Origin of the sequence: Streptomyces durocortorensis, assembly GCF_016901035.1 — a bacterium.
Lineage (GTDB): Bacteria > Actinomycetota > Actinomycetes > Streptomycetales > Streptomycetaceae > Streptomyces > Streptomyces durocortorensis.
On the sequence record NZ_JAFEUF010000537.1, the window covers coordinates 1 to 770 of the forward strand.

The 770-nt window shown below is 72.3% G+C and carries 1 protein-coding gene and 2 pseudogenes; all 3 read left to right on the forward strand.

What is annotated here, in order from left to right; genetic code table 11:
- Positions 1-226: pseudogene (locus tag JS521_RS35960) on the forward strand (ATP-binding protein); the annotation flags it as partial.
- Positions 223-627: a roadblock/LC7 domain-containing protein gene (locus JS521_RS35965; RefSeq protein WP_205087031.1), complete on the forward strand. Its 405-nt coding sequence runs from the start codon at positions 223-225 to the stop codon at positions 625-627. The pseudogene JS521_RS35960 and the gene JS521_RS35965, both read left to right, overlap by 4 nt.
- Positions 624-770 (forward strand): annotated as a pseudogene (locus JS521_RS37125) (DUF742 domain-containing protein); the annotation flags it as partial. The gene JS521_RS35965 and the pseudogene JS521_RS37125, both read left to right, overlap by 4 nt.

Here is a 770-nt window from a genome sequence, read left to right on the forward strand (position 1 = left end):
GCCCACCCCCCAACCGGACACCGCCACCCAGCCGCTGGCCCAGATCACCACCACCGCCGGAGGGCTGCCGAAGCGTCGTCGCAAGAGCCCGGTCGCCGCGGTGCCCTCGGCCGAACCGCAGCCCGGGCGCAGCAACGAGGAGACCGCCTCCCGACTCGGCGCGTTCCAGCGCGGCACCCGGTCCGGACGCGACACGACGACGACGGAAGGACCCGAGTTCCAGTGAACCCCGATCTGTCCTGGGTGCTCAACGACCTGCTCCAGGTACCCGGCGCCCGGCACGCGATCCTGGTGTCCGCCGACGGTCTGCTGCTCGCCAACTCCAGCGAGATCGGCCGGGACGACGCGGAGACCGTCGCCGCGGCCATGAGCTCCATGCAGTCCCTCAGCCGGGCCGTCGCCCCCTTCATCGGCACCCGTGACCCCGGCCGCTGGCGGCAGACGCTCCTGGAGTACGAGGACGGCTGGATCTTCCTCATCGCCGCGGGCACCGGCGCCTACCTCGCCGCCACCGCAGCCGCCGACGTGGACATGGAGGCGATGTCCTTCCGGATGCAGCAGCAGGTGACGGCGCTGGGGAAGGCGATGACCACGCCTCCTCGCCAGAACGCCGGCAGCGAGATATGACGGCGCCGGGCGAGGAGCAGCAGGTCAGCAGCGGGTTCGTCCGGTCCTACGTCATCACCGGCGGGCGGGGACTGCCCGACGCGGAGGGTCTCTCCCTCGTCACCCTGGTCACCCTCGCCCACGAGATCCAGCCCCCGCCGAGC